Source organism: Archangium sp. (assembly GCF_036277355.1).
GTDB lineage: Bacteria > Myxococcota > Myxococcia > Myxococcales > Myxococcaceae > Archangium.
Window position 1 is genome coordinate 21,293 of record NZ_DASUNC010000193.1, and the last position, 19,253, is coordinate 40,545.

The following is a 19,253-nucleotide window of genomic DNA, read 5'->3' on the forward strand; positions in this document are numbered from 1 at the left end:
ACACAGCCGCTCAGGTGGCGGCTCGTCATCCAGCCCGGCTATTGAGACAATGGGCTCCACCGTGTCGCTGAGGTTTCCCATGTCTTCACCTGACGATTGCAGCACTCCTGACAAGGTCGCCCGTTCCGAGTCGCAGCAACCCATCCTCGGAGCGCGCGTCGGTCGACTTGTCGGCGTGAGCCTGGAGGGCCTGCCCTTGGTGCAGTTCGACGGCTGTCCCGGGGCGGTTCCGGCTCGGAGTTTCGTAGCGCTCGACGTGGCACAGCTCCGCGAGGCCGCAGGGGAGCAGCGGCAGGCCGTACTGCTCTTCGAGGAGGGTGATCCGGCGCGGCCCCTGCTTGTCGCCATGGCGCAGGACTCTGATACTCCTTCGCTGCTGGACCAACTCCTGGAGGAGGCGACCCGGCCCGGGGGGCCCGAGACTCCCGCACCCGCTGAACCCGCGCCTGCCACGGCAGCCAGGGCAAAAAACTCCGCGCCGGAGGAACGCTTGGTACTGGGCGCGCAGCGGGAGCTCGTTCTTCAGGTGGGCGAGGCGAGCATCACGCTGCGCAGGGACGGCACCATCCTCCTGCGGGGCGTCCGGGTGGAGAGCCGCGCTTCCGGGCTCCAACTCATCCGTGGTGGTAAAATCGAGTTGAACTGAGTCCTACGGAGGCACGCATGGGACAGCACCTCTCTGGCGGGGGCAAACTGAAGGCACGGCTCAAGCGCTCTCGCGACTACCGGGACAAGGGCCACAAGCACATCAAGGGCAATGGGGGTCGAAAGAGCGTCTACGCAGACCTCGATGTCATCCAGGGCGTGCTCCAGGCGCGTGGTACGCGCGCCCGTGACAAGGGAGTGAAGGCAGGCAGCAAGGCCCACGCGCGGCGCTATACCTTCACGTATGGGAACAACTTCCAGATCGGCCAGTCCCCGTATGTCAACCAGGGGCACCACATGCTTCCGGAAGAGGCGTTCTCCGACAAGTTCTTCAACAGCAACCAACTCCGGATGCTCCAGGGGGTGGATTACAACATCAACAACGGGGAGAACATCATCTTCCTCCCCGCCAGGGAGAAAGACACGGCGTTCCATCTTCTGCCGTTTCACCAGGGCAGCCATCCGGACTATTCCGAGCAGGTCAAAGCGGATATGCATGATGTCAAGAACGCTCTGGACAGGGCTCTGGCGAAGGACAAGAAGCACAAGGAGTGGAACCCTCCCGAGGATCTCAAGAACAAGCTGATGAAGCTCCAGGAGGACTACTGGGACATGCTGGTGGCCGCCGGTCCCATCCCCATCAACAAGTTCGAGAAGCCCGCCGCCAAGAAGAAGGGCCTCACGAAGAGCAAGAAGCCCTGAACGAGGAGCCTGTTTCGGTGAGCTACTACCCCTGGGTGAATGACGACGAGGACGAGTCCTTCGCGTGGCTGGACTCGTACCGGAAGGAAGAACTGGATGGAAAGGGCTATCTGCTGAATGAGGGAGTGCCCTGCAAGGATTGGTTTCCGGAGGGACTCATCTTCGACCTGTCGAAGGAGCGGGGCAGCAAGCTGACGGACAGCATCCCCAATAGCTACGCCCTGCTCGTGGTGTCCGAGAAGCTCAAGGGCATCCTGGACAGGGAGACGGCAAAGGGCACCATCGAGTTCCTGCCGGTGCGTGTGCGCACACCGCGCAAGAAGGTGCTGGACGCGCCCTACTTCATCGCCAACGTGCTGGGCACCGTGGCCTGCATGGATGCCAAGAAGTCCGACTTCACGATGGACCCCATCAGCAAGGATCAGGTGCACCGTTTCCGTCGGCTGGTGCTCCAGGAAAAGAAGATCCCCAAGGACACGAAGCTCTTCCGGCTGGCGGAGAGGTCCCGGCTCATCCTCGTCCGGGAAGACCTGGGGCAGACCATCCTGGACGAGGACTGCACCGGGATGTTCTTCCAGGATCTGGACGATTACGGCTCCGAGTTCCGCAAGCGGGCCAGCTCGTAGACGCTCCGCGTCCGCGGAGGACAGGCGACACCCCATGCCCCAGATGGATGTCATTCGCGAGAACGCGCTCACGGCGGTCGAGGAGCTGGAGGACGGCCTTCGCCAGCCTCTCACGTCTCTCCAGCGCGAGGAGCTGCTGACCCGGCTCTCCACCTATCGCCGCATTGCCGCCATCGGCGCGTTGCTGGCGGAGGGCGACGTCCCGGCGTTCCGCCATGACCTGCGCCTGTCCGCGACGGCGCGCCGGGAGTTGCTGCTCTGCAGTCCGGAGCCGGCGGCGCCGAGCCGGTTCCGCTGCGCCAGCCGGGTGGAACCCCTGTTCGACGCGCTCGCCGCTGGTGAGATAGGCCTCGCCCGCGACATCGCCCAGCATTCCCCGCACCGCTGGGTGGCGGACGAGGAGTTCGAGGACGACTTCCGCTACGCCGACTTCCTTCGCGAGCACCTGCTCGCGGGCGCGAAGACCCCGTCCCCGGGTGAGGAGCGGGCTCTCGCGGCCTTCCAGAAATGCTCCGGCGACAGTGGCTCCCCGCGGCTAGCCGTGTGTGAGTCGCTCTCCAACCGGGACCAGGAGGCATTCGATGCCGCCCTGGAGGATCTGCTCGTCGAGCGCGACGCAGAGTTCCGGAACGCAGGCCCACCCCTCCATCCCCAACGCTTCCACACCGAGCGCCACGTCTTCATCGAGGGACTGGCCCTGCTGCGGCTGGCCGAGGAGCGCGGCCTGAGCACGCAGCCTGAGTACCGGATGATGCCGGGCCTGGCCCGGCGCTGACGTTCCACCTCACCGCGCCGTGGGCGCCCGTACGTGAAGCGCAGTCCGCTCCCCCGCCCACCCCCAGAGCCACGCCAGGATTCCGGACGCCGGTGCATGGCCCCGCGCGAAGCTTCGTGACGCCATGCAGACGGCCAAGGCTCCCGTTGCCGCGCCCACGCCGCCCCACGCGTCCGCAGGGTACCACGTGGGCAGTTCCCTCAGCGGGAAGCCCTCCAGCCTCACCTGGGCGTAGCCCCAGTCCTGGGCCCGCTGCATCGTGCCGTCGAGGTCTGCGAAGACAAGGCCCGTCTCCCGCCCTCGATCCTCCAGGCTCCCGAGCACCTCAGCGAGCACCGACGTCAGCGCGACGCCCAGGTGGGTCTGGCCGGAGAACATGTGGGTCGGCTCGGAGGCGGAGGCCATCGCGTCGATGTGCGCGTGGACAGATGCGCCTCGGAGGGCCGCCGCGTTCGCCTTCTCCACCAGCACGAAGGCTGCACACTCTCCGGGCATCAGTCCCACTGGCCGATTGGGCGTCTTCAGCAGCCGCAGTTCCTCCAGCGCGTCCAACCACTCTGGCTCGACGAGGCTGTCGATGCCGCCCACGATGCATCGCTCCACCGCGCCCGACCTGAGCGCGCGCTCCGCCGCGCGCAAGGCGGTGACGAAGCCAGGGGAGTCACCGAAGAAGAGCTCCTCCTGCGAGACACCGCCCGGCAAGGCGGCCTGAGCGAGCAGCCGCGGCAGCAGCGTCCGTGAGTACTGCTCTCGCAGTACCTCCGCGAGCAGGGGCTCCTCTTCGGAGACTTCTGCCTCCCCGGAGTCCTCTTCTTGCCCGGAGGCGACCGCCTCCCGCTTCGCGGCCTCACGCGCATGACGCTCCGCGGCGGCGAGGAGGAAGCCGCTCGGCAAGTTGAGAAAGAGGCCGGTACGCGGTCCCGCGGTCAGTCCGGTCTGGTGTACGAGGTCCGTCAGGGCCGCCACGCCCAGCCGCACCAGCCGTCCCACGCCGCTGAAGCCCTGCGTGAGGTGGGGGATGGCATGCCCCGTTATCGGCAACTCCTCGCCCGAGTCCTCGTCAACGATCGAAGTGCCCTCCAGCGCCCCCGGCCGGGCCACGCCCACCCGTGCAGCCGCGCAACTGCCCACCACACCATCCCCCAGGGACGACACCAGCCCCAGCCCTGTCACCGCGAGCGCACCCGGAGGCGGAGGGCGCTGGCGGAACACCGGCGGAAAGAGCGGCTCGTCCTTCATCGGCAACGCCTCCGGGACGGCGAGGGTACGCGGCAGCGCGCGGAAGGAGCCCAGGGCCAGCCTCCCACGTACCGCAGGCCCCATGGACTGTAGCACCTTCCATTGCCGCAGCGCCCAAGTCCCGGTGGAAAGCTGCCAGGCACCCTGGGTGCGCACGGCCAGTTCCAGCGCCAGCGTCGCGCGTCTGCGCATGGGTCCAGCGGTGAGGGCCTCGAGGAGTGGCTCGGCCCCGAAGGGTTTCCCGGCGAGGTAGCGCCCCTGGGGTGGGAAGTGACTCTGGGCCTGCTTCCACCAGCTCTCCACCCTCTGGGGCTCGGGGAGGGGGAGTTCGGCCTCGGGTCCGAGCGGCGTAGGTTCCTCCTCCTCGGGAGCATCCGGCGTCCAGGCTTCGCGAGGCACCGAAAGGTCACCGGTGAGAGCCAGGCCGGTGATGGCGCAGAAGGACTCCGCAGCCAAGGGCGCGACGGCCTCGTCTCGCATGGCCTCAAGCAGCGGCCCCACGGCGGCAACGCGCCCGCTAAGCCCCAGGGCCCAGAGCGCGTCCCGCCGCAGCGCTGGTTCCGGCAGCGCCTGGAGGAGGAGGTTGACGTCCTGGAGGTCGCCGCCCAGCGCGAGCAGCGCCGCAGGCCCACCCCAACCCGGCCCCCGGCGGCGGACGGCCTCGACACAGGTGCTCCACGCGCCGGGGTGCCCCAGCAGAAAGGCTGTCTCCAGCGCCGTGTTGCGCACCTCCGGCACGTCCGAGCCGAGGGCGCGATCGAGCGAGGAGACCCTCAGCCGCGCGGGAAAGCGGCGGGCGGCGCGCAGCACCGCGCAGGCCAGCGGTGCATCGCTCGCGGCGAGGAGCCCGTCCAGGTCTTGAGCGGGATCCGTCTCCCACTGCGTGAGGATATCAAGCACACGGGTCTGGACTACGGGAGTGTCATCCTTCAGGAGCGCGTGCAGCCGAGACACCGCGTCCACGCGGCGGGTGAGTTCCAGGGCTCGTGCCGCCCCCTGGCTCGTCGGCTCCACGTCGACACAGAGCGTGGTGAGCACGGCATCGAGCCCTTCCGCTCCGCCCTGCATGAGGAGGGCGGAGCATGCGCAGGCGACTGTCTCCAGTTCCTCCGAAGCCAGGGCGGGCCGCAGTAACTTCCGATGGACTGTCGGTCCACCCAGCACCAGTGCGTCAAGGCAGGCGAGTAGCCGCTGCTCGGGGCCTTCCAGGAGCTCCTGAAGGGTGTAGTCGGGAGCTACCAGTCCCTGCTCGCGCTGCACCCAGAAGAAGGCGGCATCCGAGAGGAAGTCCCGCGCCATGTCCATTCGGGGTGAGGCATCGTGCGGCGCGGAGGACGCGCCGGTGCTGCGGTGGGCTTCCATGGAGAGCATCAGCGCGTTCCCGGCAACCTGCCTAGACGTCCTCTTCGCAGCAGAGACACTTGGGCTTCGTGTCACCACTCCCCATGGCGATGATGGGTCCCTGCATGACCGGGAAGGGAGGCGTGTTCTTGTCGTTGTGAAGCATGAGGTCGAAGGCGCGCGCTACGTTCTTACCCTCGAACTTCACGTCGAAGGAGAAGTTGACGAACTCGGCCTTGCCCTTGGTTTTACTGGAGGCCACGCCGCCCCCGGCCGTGCCTGCCTCATCACCCGTGCTGGTGCTGAAGTTCGAGTCCTTCACGCACACCGGGTTGCCTGCCACGGATACCTTCTTGGTGCCCTTCGCGGTGTCCGAGGATTGCGCCACGTTGGGGTAAGGGATGGGCACGGGCCCGGCCGGACTGGGCGTCTTGCACACGTCCGGGAACGCGGTGGTGACGCCACCACTGTCCTTGGTCACAACGGACATCTTGTTGACACCAGTGTTGACGGGCATGTCCACCTCCAAGAGGGAAGAGATTACCACGCCGAATCCACGTAGCGCGAACACAGGCCCGCTCAAGGAGTCAAGTGGGCGGCGAGCCAGAACCAATTCAGGAAAGCTGGAAATGAGTCTGCACTCTCAGGCTGTCTTCAGTCGAGAAACACCCTCAGCAGTGACGCGTAAGTCGCGCACATCATGCATACCGTCACTGAGCACCACATGCCCGCGCCATAGGAGCAGGACGTGCTCCGCGTCCGTGTCGAGGATGACGGTGTCCAGGCGCATCTCGGGCTTCACGTCCCCGGAGCTGGTCAGGGCTACGGTGACCCTGGGGGCTGCTTGGCCAGGGAGTGGAAAGGTGAGCCGACCTCTTGGAGAGGCGCCAGCAACGACCACGGCCTCGTTGCCTTGGAGGTAGCCAGGGGCGATGAGGCCTGGTGCTGCGGCATTGAAGAAGCGTTGGTCGAAGTCCTTCGGCAGTAGTGGCTTGCGCGTCTTGTTCCAGGCTTCGTCGTAGGTGCCCGCGTACTTCGCCCTTGGCTGCCAGTGGGGCGAGATAAATCCGAAGTTCGCTGGCGTGACCTTCTGCCCGAAGTCGCGCAGCGGTTCCGCCGGATCCTCCAGGTTGGGCAGTTTCAATCCTTCCTCGAAATGGCGCGCGCTGGCACGGAATCCGGTACCCACCGGGTTGTGCGGCTCGAAGGCGGGCTTGCCCGAATCCGTCCGGTCCCAACCACCGAAGGCCCGCTCCCAGGCGAGGGGCATTGTCTCGAAGGGCAGCGGCTTCGTCATGCCCACTCGGCCCATGCTGCGGAACCAGGTGCGCTCGCCCACCACGCGCACGACCTTTTTCAGCGGGCCTACTCTGGAGGGCGACCACTGTCTCGGTAGTACCCCGCTGTGGTGCGTGTGCGTGGCCGATGAGTGCCACATCCGTGGCCGGCTTGATGAAGGCTCCCTCCGGCTCGTACTTGTAGCTGGATTCGCCGGGTTCACCCCAGGACTCGCCGCTCCAGTTCACTGGGAACTGCTCCTCGGCGAGCCGCAGCCTCGTGTCGCCGATGGAATAGGTAGCCTTTACCACTAAGAGCAGCAGGGGCCTCCCGTCCTCATCCACGAGGCTCATGATGTCGAAGGCGAACGGCGTCTCGTTATCGACGGTGGGGTGTCCCATGGCATGCCATCTCCGCTAAGGCTGAGAACCGAGATCCTCGCGAGAGCGCCCAGTGTAACTCAACAGTTCACCATGCCCCTTCTGGTCGGAGCGCGGTTCAGGTTCATCGGGTGTAGGTTCAAGAGGTGTTGCACGGTGGGCCGGGTCCGTCCTACGCCGCCGCGAGGTACACGAGCGAGGTCTCCTCGTTCCGCCGTGCCGCTTCCTGCTTCAGGAGCACGAACCGCGTGGTCTCCCGGGCCTTCATCCGCAGCGGCTGCCGTGCCTCCAGGAACGTGGAACCCCTCTGGGTCATCTCCATCCCCTCGTGCTCGACCTCCACCGTGCCCGAGAGCACGAACAGCCAGGTGCCCGCCTCGAGCTCGTGCTGCTCCCTCGGTGCCAGCTCGCGGTGCTCTCCTTCCCGGAGCAGGGCGAGCCGGTCCTTGCGCCCGAGCTGCCCGTACCGCTCGCTCCCGCGCACCAGGTCATCGAAGCGCCGCTCGGCGAGCGTCTTCCACATTCCCTCCCGCAGACGCGCATCCCCCTCCAGCAGGGGCAGCACCGCCGAGCGCGGAATGCGCACCAGCGTCGACGCCGTCGCCGTGCGGATGGACGCCGAGCGGCGCTCGCCCGTGAGCAGCGCTCCCTCCCCGAACACCGTGCCGCTGCCGAGCTCGTCCACGAGCTTCTCGCCTTCGGCCAGCACGTAGACCGCGCCCCGCTCCAGCACGTACAGCTCGTCGCAGGCGCTCCCCGCGTGGAAGACGTACCGGCCCGCGGGCAGCACGAGGCGCTCCGCTCGCCTTGCCAGGCCGCGCAGGGTGCCTTCGTCCAGGTGGGCCAGGGACGGTACCCGGCGCAGCTGCTGGACCACCCGCGAGGCGATCAGGCGGGCCCCGAGGCGCGTGCGCTGCACCCTAGCCGCCAGCTGCTCCAAGGACTGGCGCAGCCGCTTCGTCAGCAGTGACCGCGCCATGCTCCGCAGGTTCCCCAGGGTGATGGGCACCAGTGTCACCAGCCCGTGCCCCTCGCCATACCCGGGGTTGGCCTCGACGAAGTAGCGCACCTCGGGCTTGTCACAGTGCGCCCAATACTCGCGCTCCACCTCCGTCTCACGTGTCCGCCAGCCCACCTTCCGCACCAGCGGCCGCGCCGGGTGCACCTTCTCCAGGCCGAACTCCGTGGCCAGCGTGTCCATGAAGGCCAGCAGCTCCGGGGGCGTCTCCTGGTCTCTCCGTGGCCACACCTCGCCGCAGTGCCGGGCGAACAGCCAGTAGCTGGACGGGTGCACCAGCGAGCCCATGTAGAACACGCGCCGGCCCGGGTGCGTCAGCACATGGTGGATCACCCGCTCCATCCAGAAACGCGCGTTGACGTTGCCGCCCCGGTACTCCCTGAGCAGGCCCGCTTCCGCGCGGAACACCGCCAGGGGCTCGTCGCCCAGCTGCTTCTCGAAGAGGTGCAGGGCGAAGTAGCCGACCACCTCTCCCGCCTCGTTCTTGTGGAGCAGCAGCCACGTGTGCTCGGCCTGGGACTCGACCACGTAGCGGGCGAAGGACTCCCGGCCCACGCCATCGAAGATCCGCCGGTGGACGGCGTAGAGGGAGTCGATGAGCTGGCGCCGCGCCTCGGCGGACAGGGAGTGGGGGAGGATGACTTCGGTGTTCGTGACGTGGGACATGCGAACGACTCTGCCCGGAAGGCCGCCGGGCGGCTGTGACGGCACGAACAGCCCACGTGTGCACGCCGTCACACCCCTCACCCCAGCGGCTTCGTGGGCAGCAGCGCCAGCACGCGAGCGAGCACCGCGACGCCCTCCTCGTACTCGTCGAGCCCGATGTGCTCGTGCGGCGTGTGGTCCAGGGAGGAGTCGCCGGGGCCGTAGGCGAGCGTGGGCACCTGCCACGCCGCCGCCACGGTGTTCCAGTCCGACGTCCCCGTCTTCAGCCGGAGCGTCGGACGAGCCCCCCGCTCGCGGATGACGCGCTTGAACATCCGCGAGAGCGCGTCGTTCCCATCCGTGCTCACCGCGCCCTTGTTCGAGAGGGCATTCACGGTGACGCCGGGAACGCCGCCCAGGAGCGCCAGCAGGCGCTCGCCATCGCTGGACGGGCCGGTGCGGATGTTCACGCTGGCCCGCGCCCACTCCTCGGTGTCCGTCGCGCCCGTCTGGAACGAGGTCAGCGAGGGCAGGTTCTGCTCGAAGAGCGGCCGCTCCCGGTTCCACGCGTCACAGTCCGCGCGCAGCTGGTTCCAGGACTCGACGACGTGCTCGGCGGCGGCGCGGTACTCCCGGCTCGCCGTGTGGCGCCGGCTCGCCCGGTACTCGAGCTCGGCCCGGACGAGCCCCTTGTACCCGATGGTGACCGCGTGGGCCCCGCTCGGCTCTCCGTTGATGACGAAGTCCGGGCGGTAGCGCTCGCGGACGTGGAACGCGCCGCGCGTGATGGCCACCTCCTCCTCGACGCACCCGAGCAGCAGGAACTTCTTCCCGGCGCGCTCGCTCTCCTCGAGCAGCTCCACGGCCTCGATGAAGGCGCCAATCGCCCCCTTGGCATCCACCGTCCCGCGCCCGAAGAGCCGCCCGTCCTCGATGCGCACCGGCACCTCTCCGGGCACCGTGTCGATGTGGCCGAGCAGCGCGATGCACGTATCGCCCTCGCCCAGGCTGGCGATGGTGTTGCCCACCTCGTCCGTGTGGGCCCGCCAGCCGCGGCGCTCCAGTTGCCCGGCCAGGGCACGGGAGAAGGCGTGCTCGTGGTGGCTGGGGCTGTACTGCTCCACCATCCACTTGAGGAACTCGATCGACTTCTCACGTGCCCGCATTGGCCGCGTCCTTCCGGGGGAGGGTGAACTTCGTGCCGGACTCCTCGGTGAGGGCGACGAACACGGGGCGGGGCACGCGGGAGGAGCTCACATAGACGGAGGGGACTCCGCCCTGGAGCGCCTTGCGCGCGGCGTCCAGCTTGTACCGCATGCGTCCGGCCGCCAGTTGCATGCAGCCCTCCACGTCGTCGCTGTGCCGCACGAGCGTCAGCGGCTCGTTCGGGTTCTCCAGCAGCCCCGGCACGTTCGACAGCATGACGAAGGCCCGGGCCCCCATCGCCGTGGCCACCGACGCGGCGACCTGATCCGCATCGGCGTTCACCAGCACACCGTCCTCCGTGACCGCGGGAGGGCAGAGGACGGGCACGTGGCCCAGCTCCAGCAGCGTGCCCAGCAGGCCCGTGTTCACCGCCGTGAGCTCCCCGGCCAGGTGCTCCCGGTCGATCCGGAGCCGCCCGTTGTCGTGGATCTTCAACGGAGGCCGCCGCCGGGCGATGAGCACCCGCCCATCCGCGCCGCACAGCCCGAGCCCGGAGATGCCGCGCTCCCCGAGCGCCAGGACGATGCGTTTGTTCACCTCGCCCACCCACGCCATCATCAGGATGCGCAGGGTGGCCGCGTTCGTGAGGCGCACCACGTTGCCACTGGGCGTGGTCACCTCGGGGCGCTCGAGCGAGTGGAGCTTCAACAGCCGCTCTCCAGCGTCCGAGCCTCCATTCACCACGAGGACGCGCTCGCCCTGGCGGACGAGCTCCGCGACGTCATCGCAGACGTTCTCGAGGTCCACCCCCGGGGCGCCGCCGATCTTCACCACGATGGGCCCGCGGCTCATCCGATCACACTCGCGCCACCATCGACGAGCTGCACGGTCCCGGTGATGAACGAGGCCCGCTCGCTCGCCAGGAACGCGGCGGCGGCGGCGAACTCCTCGGGGAGGCCCACCCGGCGCATGGGGATGTGGGCGGCCATGGCGCGCAGCCCGGCGTCCACGTCTCCCTCGGTGCCGGCGGTGCGCTCGACGGGGGGCGTGCGGGTGTAGCCGGGGGCGAGCACGTTGACGGTGACGCCGCAGTCCCCCAGCTCCTGCACGAGCGCGGACGCGAACCCGACGATGCCGAGCCGCGAGAAGCCCGAGAGGGCGAACCGCGCCACGGGCCGGACCACCGTCTCGGAGGTGATGAAGAGCAGCCGTCCCCACCGGGCCTGCTTCATGTGGGGGAGGGCGGCCAGCGCCAGGCCGATGGGGGGCAGCAGCACCGCGTCCACGGCCTCCCGGTACGCCTCGAGTCCGAACTTCGTCGCCGGGCCCGGAGGAGGTCCGCCGCTGTTCGTCACCGCGATGTGGAGTGCTCCCATGCGGCCCGCCACGTCCTCGACCCAGCGGCGGACGGCATCGGGGTTCTTCAGGTCCACTTCCGTCGCGAGCACCCGGCCCCGGCCCATTTCCTTCAACCGGCGCTCGGCCCGGCCGAGCTTCTCCGGGTCCCTCGCGCCGATGGCGACATGGGCCCCCTCCTTCGCCAGCTCCTCGGCGACGGCCAGCCCGAGCCCACTCGAGCCTCCCGCGATGAGCGCGACCCTACCTGCCAGTCCCAGTTCCACGGACGTCCTCCCGGGTGTCGTTGTTCGCCGTCACGGAGCCCTCGCTCGCGCGGGCGTGGGTGCGCGGCGGTTGGTAGTAGCCGTAGCGGGCCATCAGCGGCCAGGAGAGCGCCTCGGTGAGGGCCCTCGCCCGGGAGGGCAGCTCCTTCCGCCACGCGTCGTCCTCCGGGCGCAGGAGCGTGGTCCCGGCGCGGAAGCGATCCGGATTGCCGGTGACGGTGTGGTTGCCGCCCAGCTGCACCGTCCGCCCCTTCACCGGATTGACCGCGCCCTCCTCGCCGAGCATCCCGAGCAGCCCGTCCACCCCGCTGGCTGGATTCGCGATGAAGTCCTCGTAGCGGAGGAAGAACGAGCGCTCGGGGTAGCGCCGGATGACGGCCTCGGAGGCGAGGTTGAACCCGACCCAATACGAGGTGCTGCGGAACGTGGACATGGGGACGACGTACTGCTTCGTCTTCGTCCACGAGTGCGCGGCGGCGCGGGGATCCCTCACCAGGTAGAGGTAATAGGGCGTGATGCCTTCCACGTGCGGAAGGAGTGCCGCCTCGGACGGGAGCTTGCCGCTGTCCACCAGGGTGTGGCTGCCGGTGGCCTTCGCGATGGCGCGGTACGTCCGGCTCAGCGTGGCGGCGTACTCGCGGACCGCCTCCGAGCGGGTGCCCTCCCGGAGGATGTTCCACGTGTGCCGCGTCCGGACGGCCTTCGTCTGGCGCTTCACGACCTCGCGGGCATGGCCGGCGGGATCCTGGCCCGGAGGCGTCTCCTCCTGGAGCACCCGGGACCAGATGCCACAGCTCGTCAGCGCCTCACCGCAGCCACAGGAGGTGTTGGAGCCGTTGCCGTAGGCATTCTTCCACAGGAAGCTGAGCTCACCGGTGTGGAAGAAGCCCTCCACCTCGTTGAGCACGTTGCCGATGATGGTGCTGCCGTTGCGGCACCAGCCGGTGATGTAGAGAACCTTCAGTGAATTTCGAGACACGCGCGCTCCCCGTTCCAACCGCCGTCAGGCCAGCGCCGCGACGTAGAAGTGCGTGGGCAGGTGGACCACCAGGGCCTCTTGGATCTCCCCGCACACGGCGAGCCCCTCGCGCGGGAAGATGCCCTTGGGGGGCTCGGCGAAGCGGATGACGGAGCGGCCGCTGTCGAAGATGGTGGCGGCGGCGGTGTAGTCCCCGACGATGATGGTGCCCGGGTTCACCATGCGCGCGCGGGCGATGCGCACGCCCATGTCCGCGAGGTCCTTCAGCAGGCTGCCCTGGCCCACGAAGTAGCGGTAGTAGTCCTCCGGGTTCATCAGGATGCCGTCGGCCGAGCCGCCCACCTGCTCGACGCGATTGCACGCCGCCAGCAGCGAGGCCACCGGGGTCTCGCGCGCCGCGAGCCGGGTCACGCCCGGGGTCTCCAGCAGTCCGCGCACGCGCTCGCCACCGGGGCCGCGGGCGAGCGCCTGGTTCTCCGCCGTGCACAGGCGCACCAGCAGCCGGTAGTCGATGAACGTCGCGAGCGCCTCGGGATCATCCAGCAGGGCGGGATCGATCTGCACCCACGCCGTGGTCGGCTTCAGCTCCGTCCTGTCCGAGTGGAACTCGAACGTGGCCTCCTGCCGCAGCTGCGCGTCGATGACCTGCTCGGTGAGGGCGGACTGGGGGCGCGTCTCGTACCAGTACTTGACCTGGGGCTGCTCCGTCTTCACGACCTTGAAGAGGCCGCGCACCGCGATGCGGGGGCGGCGCTTGAAGCCCGGGAACGAGTCGGTGATCGTCGTGGAGAACTCCACGGACGCCTTCGTGCCCTGGGAGACGACCGCCGCGGCGAAAGCCCTCCCGGGGGACAGCTCGGTCCCCGCGGTTTCATTCGTGCTCATGTGTTCTTCCCCTGTGTTTCAGATGGGATGCAGGCCGCGGAAGCCGAGGCCCTCGGTCTCGGGTCTCCCGAGCATCAGGTTGATGGCGTGGACGGCCGTTCCCGCCGCGCCCTTCACCAGGTTGTCGATCGCCACGTTCACGACGATCCGCTGCCGCTCCGTGTCCACGTCCACGGCCAGGTCGCAGTAGTTCGTCCCCTGCAGGGGGCCCGGCTCGGGGAAGGGCGAGGCGCTCGTGTTCGGCCGGATGAGCCGCACGAAGGGTTTCTCGCGGTAGGCCATCGCGATGGCGCGCAAGGGCTCGTTCTCGTCGAGGGGCCGGGCGGCGAAGCCGTGCACCGTCGCGAGGATGCCGCGCACGCTCGGCACGGCCGTGGCGCTGAAGTGCACGCTGGGGCGCGTCCGGGTGAGCCGCTCGACGACGTTCTCGATCTCCCCCGTGTGCCGGTGCCCCACGGGCCGGTAGCAGCGGAGGGCGGAGGCGCGCTCGGGGTGGTGGGACGCGCGGTCCGGCGTAGCGCCACCGCCAGAAGAGCCCGTCTTCGCGTCCACGACGAGCTCCGGCTTCACCAGCCCCGCGCGCACCAGCGGGAGGATGCCCAGGAGCGCGGCGTGCGCCATGCAGCCGGGGATGGCGACATACCGGGCCTCGGGCAGCTCCTGGGCGGTCCACTCGGGGAGCGCGTAGACGAAGCGCGGCGCGTCCTCGGGCCGCGGGTGCTTCGCGTACCAGCGTGAGTGGTCCACCGGGTCCAACCGGAAGTCCGCGCTGAGATCGACGATCCGGCCCGCGAGCTCGCGCACCTGGGCCCAGCGCTGGAGGAGCCCTCCCTGGGGCAGGCAGCTCACGAGCAGATCACACGGCTCCAGCGCCTCGTGCGGGACGAAGCGCAGCGCGCTCATGCCCCGGAGGCTCGGGTGGGGGAAGTCGAGGCGCTTGCCGGCGAACTGCCCGGAGGTGGCCTGGACGACTTCCACGCCCGGGTGGGCCAGGAGCAGCCGCAGCACCTCGCCCCCCGTGTAGCCCGAGGCGCCCAGCACGGCCACGCGCGTCATGGGTGCACCCCGGCGGCGTAGTCCGCGATCAACTCCGGCAGCGGAATGCGGGTGGACTCGATGCTCCGGGCGAACTCCACGCAGTGGTTGACCTCGTTCACGAGGATCTCCCCACCGCGCGTCTCGAGCAGGTCCACGGCCGCGATGTCCGCCCCCACGGCCGCCGCGGCGCGCTCGGCGAGCTTCGCGTGCGACTCGGGCACCTCGTACCGCTCGGGCACGGCGCCGCGCGCGGTGTTCGTCACCCAGTGCTCCGAGCGCCGGCGGATGCCTCCGGCCGCCCGGCCCAGCACGTAGACGCGCAGGTCATACCCCGGCTTGTCGATGTACTGCTGCACCAGCGCGACGTGGTCCTGCGCGCTGCCCATGTCGAAGCGCATCTGCAGGAGGCCCTCGGCCGCGCTGCGCCCGTCGATGCGCGCCACCATGCGTCCCCACGAGCCCACCGCCGGCTTCGTCACCACCGGGTAGCCCCGGCGCTCGATCTCCGCGAGGCAGGCCTCCTCCTCGAAGCCCACGAACGACCACGGCATGGGAATCCCCTGCGCGGCCAGCGCCAGGGTCGTGAGGATCTTGTCCCCGCACGTGGTGATGGCCCGGGAGCTGTTCACCACGCGCGCCCCCTTCACCTCGAGGATGGCCGCCAGGTACCGGGAGCGCGTGAGCGACATGCTCCGCATCAGCACGACGTTTCCCCCGGACCAGCGCCCGGCATCCAGGGGAAGGACGAGATCCGCGTCCTGATGGAGCTCGACCGCGCAGTCCCGCTTGCGGAGCGCCTCGAGGATCATCCGTTCTTCCGTGCGCAACCGTGTGTAGATCAGATCGATCTTCTTCATGGGATCCGAGCGGCTCCATCCGCCAATACGGCGCTGGGGGGAGGGGGCTACTCGCCCCAGTCCTCCTCGACCTCGGGCGCCTCGGCGAACCGGAGGGGCTTCAGGCCCACCACCTCGAGCTCGGCGGAGCAGCCCTCGCACGTGACGACCTCGCCCTCCATGTAGCCGTCACCGGTGATCTCGAAGGCGCACGTGGGGCACCCGTTGATTCCCGCCACATCCTTGGCTTCCATCTGCTTCTGCAGCTGCATGCGCTCCTCCTTGAGTCAGGTTCCAACGACGCCTATTGGGGACGCGGCCACGTGCCGAGGATGCGCTCGGCCACCGCCGCGCCCTCGAGCCCGTGCCCGAGCAGCAGCGACTCGTGGGAGCCCGCGAGCGGGTCGTAGCGATCCTGGATGCCGATCCGCAGCACCCGCCGGGCGGGCCCATGCGCGCAGACCGTCTCGCACACCGCGCCGCCGAGCCCGCCGAGGATGTTGTGCTCCTCCACCGTGACGAGCAGCCGCGTCCGCTCCGCCGTCTCGAGGATGGCCGCCTCGTCGAGCGGCTTGAGCGTGTGCAGGTTCACCACGCGCGCCGAGACGCCCTGGCCCTCCAGCCGCCGGGCGGCCTCCAGCGCCACGTGGACGCCGATCTCCCCGTGGGCGATCAGCCCCACGTCGGTGCCCTCCCGGAGACAGAGCGCCTTGCCGAGCGCGAAGCCACCGCGCGGCTCCTCCAGCCGGCTCACCCGGTTGCGGCCGAGCCGCATGTACACGGGGCCGTCGTGGTCGATCATCGCGCGCGTGGCGAGGATCGTCTCCAGGCCGTCGGCGGGGGAGAACACCGTCATCCCCGGCATGGCGCGGAGGATGGCGAGGTCCTCGATGGCGTGGTGGGTGGGCCCGAAGAACGCGCCCGAGATGCCGCCGTAGTCACAGACGAGCTTCACGTTGGCCTGGGGGTAGGCCATGCCGAGCCGCACCTGCTCGCAGGCGCGCATGGCCCCGAAGGGCGCGAAGGTGTGCGCGAAGACGACGTGCCCCACGTGCGCCATGCCGCACGCCATGTCGAGCATCGTGGCCTCGCAGATGCCCAGGTTGAAGGAGCGGCCGGGGTGGCGGGCCTCGAAGGGATCTCCCCCGCCGCCGAGGTCCGCCTCCAGCAGCACGAGCCGCGAATCCTGGTCCGCGAAGCGCGCGAGGGCATGCCGGAAGATCTGCCGGTTGGAGAGCTTGGGGTTCTCCCGCAGCCAGGCCTCCGGGGCGCTCGCGAGATCCGCGCCGCCCGTCTGGGGGCCGCTCAAGGGGTCTCTCCCATGGACACGAGCGCGCGCCGGAGCTGCTCGGGAGAGAAGACGGCGTAGTGCGGGCCCTTGCCCTTGAACAGCGGCACGCCCGCTCCCTTCTGGGTCTTCGCGATGACGGCGCGCGGGGCCGTCCCGGTGGCGGGGGCTTCCAGCGCCTGGAGCAGCGCTGGGAGGTCATGCCCGTCCACCTCCACGGTGTCGAACCCGAACGTGAGCAGCCGGTCCGCGAGGGCGGCCTGGGAGAGGATGGACTCCGTCGGGCCGTCGTTCTGGCCCCCGTTCCGGTCGATAATTATTGTCAGATTGGACAGGCGTTGATGTGAGGCTATCTGGAGGGCCTCCCAGTTGGAGCCCTCGCCCATCTCGCCGTCGCCACAGATGACATAGACACGATTGGACAGGCCTTTCAGCCGGTAGCCGAGCGCGAGCCCGGTTCCCAAACCCAGTCCATGTCCGAGACTGCCGGTGGAGAAATCCACCCCGGGAACCCTTGCACTGACATGCCCAGTGAAATGACTGCACTCCGCGTTGTAGTTCTGGACGAGCTCCTCGGGATCGAAGTATCCAAATTCAGACAGTGCGGCATACAGCCCCGCCGCGGCATGTCCCTTGGACAGGATGAGGTGATCCCGCCCCTCCCAGAGGGGCTCCTGGGGATGGAGCTTCATGACGCGCCCGAGCAGCGCCACGAGGATCTCCACGAGGGAGAGGGAGCCTCCGACATGGCATCCCGCGGGGGTGGCGGCGAGCCGGACGATGAGCCGCCGGATATGTCTCGCATGCGCCTGGAGCGGGCCCAGGGCATCATCCGAGGGGCGCTCGACGCGAGCGTTTGTCGTTGCTGCGGTCATCGAGCGAGTCATGATGGATGGGGGGGCAATTCCTGACTTCGATGCTAAAGCGGGCTCACCCTATAGGAAATCGAGCGGTGACTCGTCAATGTGTGAACTTTGGGGCCGATGTAAAAAAAAAATCCGACATTGGCCAGCCACAAAGAAAGTGTTAGGGCATGAAACCCCAAATCACATAATAACAAATCAATCGGGGAGATATGACAATGGCGGAGAAATCCGGCAGCACTGTCGTGCCGCTCAACGGCTCGGCCTATCGCCAGAGGGGTTGGTGGCGCGACGAGACTGTTGTCGATGACCTCCGCCGTGCGATCCGGAAACACCCGGACAAGACGGCGATCATCGCGGCCCGGTACTTCTCGAGGGATCTCACGCGGATCAGCTACGCGGAGCTGGGCCGGTACATGGAGCGGTTCGCCGGGGCCCTGCGCGAGCTGGGCGTCGGGCGCGGGCAGATCGTCGCCGTGCAGCTCCCCAACTGGTGGCAGTTCACCGCGCTGGCCCTGGCGTGCGCGCGGATCGGCGCGGTGCTCGCGCCCATTCCTCCGGACTACCGGCGGCGCGAGGTGGAGTTCATCCTCGGCAGGACCGAGGCGCCCGTGTACATCGGGCCCGCGAGCTGGACCGGCTTCTCCCATCGCGACATGCTCCGCGAGATGGCTCCGGCGCTCCCGGCGCTGCGCCACCGGATCTTCCTCGGGGCGGGCAGCGGGGTGGGGGAGGGCGAGCTCGACTTCGACGCCCACTTCGTCTCCCAGCCGTGGGAGGAGCGCCATCCGTCCAGCAGCCTGGACGCGCTGACGGCCCGCGCGGATGACGTGTTCAACGTGCTCTACACCTCGGGCACCACCGGCGAGCCCAAGGGCGTCATCCACTCGTACAACACGAACTACGCCATCACCCGCGCGCTCAACGAGACCCTGGGGCTGGGCGCGGACGACGTCATCTCCCTGCCGAGCCTCCTCACCGCCTCGAGTGGTTTCACCTACCTCTTCCAGATGCCCGTCCTGCTCGGGGCGACGGCGGTCTACCTGGACGTGGCGGATCCCGAGTTCCACCTCAAGCTCATCGAGGAGCATGGAATCTCGTTCATGTATGGGATTCCCACGTACTACCTGAACATGCTGGCGTCGCAGAAGCGCCGGCCACGGAAGGTGGGCACGCTCCGGTGTCTGGCCACGGGTTCCACGCCCGTGCCTCCCCACCTCATCGCCGAGGTGCGCGAGGTGCTCGGCGTCCGGCTGCACACGCTCTGGGGCATGACGGAGAACGGCGCCGTCACCATCACCCGGCACGAGGATCCGCCCGACTGGCCCGCCAACAGCGACGGCGCTCCCGTGCCCTGGATGGAGGTGAAGATCGCTCCGGCCCTCTCCGAGGACGGGACGCCCTTCCCGGATGGCGCGGGGCGGTTGCTGGTGCGCGGCGCGAGCCAGTGCCTCGGGTACTTCAAGCGCGAGGACATCTACAACGCGTGTGTGGATGCGGAGGGGTGGTTCGACACGGGCGACCTGGCGCGCGACGACGGGCGCGGAGGCATCCGCATCGCCGGCCGGCTCAAGGACATCATCTTCCGGCACGGCATGAAGATTCCCGTCGTGGAGGTCGAGTCGGCGCTGTACGCGCATCCCAAGGTGCGCGAGGTCGCCGTCGTGGCCCACGCGGATGATCGCATCGGCGGCGAGCGGGTGTGCGCCGTCGTGGTGCCTCGCGACGAGGTCCCCACCTTGAATGAACTGCGAGAGCACCTGCGCAAGGCCGGCATGTCCGTCTCGTACTGGCCGGATCGCCTGGAGATCATCTCCGAGATGCCGAAGACGCCCTCCGGGAAGATCCGCAAGTTCCTCCTGCGCGAGCGCTTGAAGGAGCAGCCCGGCAGCCCCGCCTGAGTCTGTCTTCCACCCTGGTTTCGAAGTCTTCCATCCGATTCAGGAC

General features: G+C 68.8%; 19 protein-coding genes and 1 pseudogene. 5 read left to right on the forward strand and 15 right to left on the reverse strand.

The features are described 5' to 3' along the window. Window positions 1–79: 79 nt before the first annotated feature. From VFZ09_RS47050 to VFZ09_RS47065, 4 genes are read left to right on the forward strand one after another with little or no spacing between them, the layout of a single operon-like run. Window positions 80–646: a DUF6484 domain-containing protein gene (locus VFZ09_RS47050; RefSeq protein ID WP_329734387.1), complete on the forward strand. Its 567-nt coding sequence runs from the start codon at window positions 80–82 to the stop codon at window positions 644–646. A 17-nt stretch (window positions 647–663) separates the two neighbouring features. After that, complete coding sequence (locus VFZ09_RS47055) at window positions 664–1,347, forward strand: AHH domain-containing protein (protein ID WP_329734388.1); 684 nt, start codon at window positions 664–666, stop codon at window positions 1,345–1,347. Between the two features lie 17 nt (window positions 1,348–1,364). Then, window positions 1,365–1,973 (forward strand): imm11 family protein, encoded by a 609-nt coding sequence (locus VFZ09_RS47060; RefSeq protein WP_329734389.1) that lies wholly within the window; start codon window positions 1,365–1,367, stop codon window positions 1,971–1,973. 34 nt (window positions 1,974–2,007) lie between these two features. After that, entirely contained in the window at window positions 2,008–2,748 is a 741-nt protein-coding gene (locus VFZ09_RS47065) for an Imm49 family immunity protein (protein WP_329734390.1), read from the forward strand. 9 nt (window positions 2,749–2,757) lie between these two features. Here the strand turns inward: VFZ09_RS47065 and VFZ09_RS47070 are convergent, their stop codons facing one another. From VFZ09_RS47070 to VFZ09_RS47140, 15 genes and pseudogenes are all read right to left on the reverse strand, one after another. Beyond that, window positions 2,758–5,358: a TIGR02270 family protein gene (locus tag VFZ09_RS47070; protein WP_329734391.1), complete on the reverse strand. Its 2,601-nt coding sequence runs from the start codon at window positions 5,356–5,358 to the stop codon at window positions 2,758–2,760. A gap of 22 nt (window positions 5,359–5,380) precedes the next feature. Next, window positions 5,381–5,845, reverse strand: coding sequence for a DUF4150 domain-containing protein (locus VFZ09_RS47075; protein ID WP_329734392.1), 465 nt, complete (start codon window positions 5,843–5,845; stop codon window positions 5,381–5,383). A 126-nt stretch (window positions 5,846–5,971) separates the two neighbouring features. Next, on the reverse strand, window positions 5,972–6,766 hold the full coding sequence (locus tag VFZ09_RS47080) for a DUF2169 domain-containing protein (RefSeq protein ID WP_329734393.1): 795 nt from the start codon (window positions 6,764–6,766) through the stop codon (window positions 5,972–5,974). Then, a pseudogene (locus VFZ09_RS47085) lies at window positions 6,759–7,007 on the reverse strand (DUF2169 domain-containing protein); the annotation flags it as partial. The pseudogene VFZ09_RS47085 and the gene VFZ09_RS47080, both read right to left, overlap by 8 nt. 151 nt (window positions 7,008–7,158) lie before the next feature. After that, complete coding sequence (locus tag VFZ09_RS47090; RefSeq protein WP_329734394.1) at window positions 7,159–8,670, reverse strand: cyclic nucleotide-binding domain-containing protein; 1,512 nt, start codon at window positions 8,668–8,670, stop codon at window positions 7,159–7,161. 77 nt (window positions 8,671–8,747) lie between these two features. Beyond that, window positions 8,748–9,815, reverse strand: coding sequence for a M20/M25/M40 family metallo-hydrolase (locus tag VFZ09_RS47095; RefSeq protein WP_329734395.1), 1,068 nt, complete (start codon window positions 9,813–9,815; stop codon window positions 8,748–8,750). Next, complete coding sequence (locus tag VFZ09_RS47100) at window positions 9,802–10,647, reverse strand: [LysW]-aminoadipate kinase (protein ID WP_329734396.1); 846 nt, start codon at window positions 10,645–10,647, stop codon at window positions 9,802–9,804. The genes VFZ09_RS47095 and VFZ09_RS47100 overlap by 14 nt, the downstream gene beginning before the upstream one ends. Continuing rightward, window positions 10,644–11,417, reverse strand: coding sequence for an SDR family oxidoreductase (locus tag VFZ09_RS47105; RefSeq protein WP_329734397.1), 774 nt, complete (start codon window positions 11,415–11,417; stop codon window positions 10,644–10,646). Before VFZ09_RS47105 ends, VFZ09_RS47100 begins: the two co-directional genes overlap by 4 nt. Beyond that, complete coding sequence (locus VFZ09_RS47110; protein WP_329734398.1) at window positions 11,395–12,396, reverse strand: sulfotransferase; 1,002 nt, start codon at window positions 12,394–12,396, stop codon at window positions 11,395–11,397. The genes VFZ09_RS47105 and VFZ09_RS47110 overlap by 23 nt, the downstream gene beginning before the upstream one ends. A gap of 24 nt (window positions 12,397–12,420) precedes the next feature. Continuing rightward, window positions 12,421–13,281: a family 3 encapsulin nanocompartment shell protein gene (locus tag VFZ09_RS47115; protein WP_329734399.1), complete on the reverse strand. Its 861-nt coding sequence runs from the start codon at window positions 13,279–13,281 to the stop codon at window positions 12,421–12,423. An 18-nt stretch (window positions 13,282–13,299) separates the two neighbouring features. Beyond that, window positions 13,300–14,337 (reverse strand): N-acetyl-gamma-glutamyl-phosphate reductase, encoded by a 1,038-nt coding sequence (gene argC / locus VFZ09_RS47120; RefSeq protein WP_329734400.1) that lies wholly within the window; start codon window positions 14,335–14,337, stop codon window positions 13,300–13,302. Then, window positions 14,334–15,176: a RimK family alpha-L-glutamate ligase gene (locus tag VFZ09_RS47125; protein WP_329734401.1), complete on the reverse strand. Its 843-nt coding sequence runs from the start codon at window positions 15,174–15,176 to the stop codon at window positions 14,334–14,336. The genes argC and VFZ09_RS47125 overlap by 4 nt, the downstream gene beginning before the upstream one ends. A gap of 47 nt (window positions 15,177–15,223) precedes the next feature. Further along, window positions 15,224–15,427 (reverse strand): lysine biosynthesis protein LysW, encoded by a 204-nt coding sequence (gene lysW, locus VFZ09_RS47130; RefSeq protein ID WP_329734402.1) that lies wholly within the window; start codon window positions 15,425–15,427, stop codon window positions 15,224–15,226. 32 nt (window positions 15,428–15,459) lie between these two features. Beyond that, complete coding sequence (locus tag VFZ09_RS47135) at window positions 15,460–16,464, reverse strand: transketolase family protein (RefSeq protein WP_329734403.1); 1,005 nt, start codon at window positions 16,462–16,464, stop codon at window positions 15,460–15,462. After that, window positions 16,461–17,318, reverse strand: coding sequence for a transketolase (locus VFZ09_RS47140; protein WP_329734404.1), 858 nt, complete (start codon window positions 17,316–17,318; stop codon window positions 16,461–16,463). Before VFZ09_RS47140 ends, VFZ09_RS47135 begins: the two co-directional genes overlap by 4 nt. Window positions 17,319–17,524: 206 nt before the next feature. Between VFZ09_RS47140 and VFZ09_RS47145 the strand changes: the two genes are divergently transcribed. Continuing rightward, window positions 17,525–19,207 carry an AMP-binding protein gene (locus VFZ09_RS47145; RefSeq protein WP_329734405.1) on the forward strand — a complete coding sequence of 561 codons (1,683 nt, stop codon included), beginning with the start codon at window positions 17,525–17,527 and terminating at the stop codon, window positions 19,205–19,207. Window positions 19,208–19,253: the final 46 nt, after the last annotated feature.

Bases quoted from the DNA above. Each gene is read 5' to 3' on its own strand.
- VFZ09_RS47100 (WP_329734396.1), bottom strand. From the start codon at position 10,647: ATGAGCCGCGGGCCCATCGTGGTGAAGATCGGCGGCGCCCCGGGGGTG.
- VFZ09_RS47115 (WP_329734399.1), bottom strand. From the start codon at position 13,281: ATGAGCACGAATGAAACCGCGGGGACCGAGCTGTCCCCCGGGAGGGCT.
- VFZ09_RS47065 (WP_329734390.1), top strand. From the start codon at position 2,008: ATGCCCCAGATGGATGTCATTCGCGAGAACGCGCTCACGGCGGTCGAG.
- VFZ09_RS47055 (WP_329734388.1), top strand. From the start codon at position 664: ATGGGACAGCACCTCTCTGGCGGGGGCAAACTGAAGGCACGGCTCAAG.
- VFZ09_RS47050 (WP_329734387.1), top strand. From the start codon at position 80: ATGTCTTCACCTGACGATTGCAGCACTCCTGACAAGGTCGCCCGTTCC.
- VFZ09_RS47095 (WP_329734395.1), bottom strand. From the start codon at position 9,815: ATGCGGGCACGTGAGAAGTCGATCGAGTTCCTCAAGTGGATGGTGGAG.
- argC (WP_329734400.1), bottom strand. From the start codon at position 14,337: ATGACGCGCGTGGCCGTGCTGGGCGCCTCGGGCTACACGGGGGGCGAG.
- VFZ09_RS47090 (WP_329734394.1), bottom strand. From the start codon at position 8,670: ATGTCCCACGTCACGAACACCGAAGTCATCCTCCCCCACTCCCTGTCC.
- VFZ09_RS47075 (WP_329734392.1), bottom strand. From the start codon at position 5,845: ATGCCCGTCAACACTGGTGTCAACAAGATGTCCGTTGTGACCAAGGAC.
- VFZ09_RS47070 (WP_329734391.1), bottom strand. From the start codon at position 5,358: ATGCTCTCCATGGAAGCCCACCGCAGCACCGGCGCGTCCTCCGCGCCG.
- VFZ09_RS47125 (WP_329734401.1), bottom strand. From the start codon at position 15,176: ATGAAGAAGATCGATCTGATCTACACACGGTTGCGCACGGAAGAACGG.
- VFZ09_RS47140 (WP_329734404.1), bottom strand. From the start codon at position 17,318: ATGACCGCAGCAACGACAAACGCTCGCGTCGAGCGCCCCTCGGATGAT.
- VFZ09_RS47080 (WP_329734393.1), bottom strand. From the start codon at position 6,766: ATGTGGCACTCATCGGCCACGCACACGCACCACAGCGGGGTACTACCG.
- lysW (WP_329734402.1), bottom strand. From the start codon at position 15,427: ATGCAGCTGCAGAAGCAGATGGAAGCCAAGGATGTGGCGGGAATCAAC.
- VFZ09_RS47145 (WP_329734405.1), top strand. From the start codon at position 17,525: ATGGCGGAGAAATCCGGCAGCACTGTCGTGCCGCTCAACGGCTCGGCC.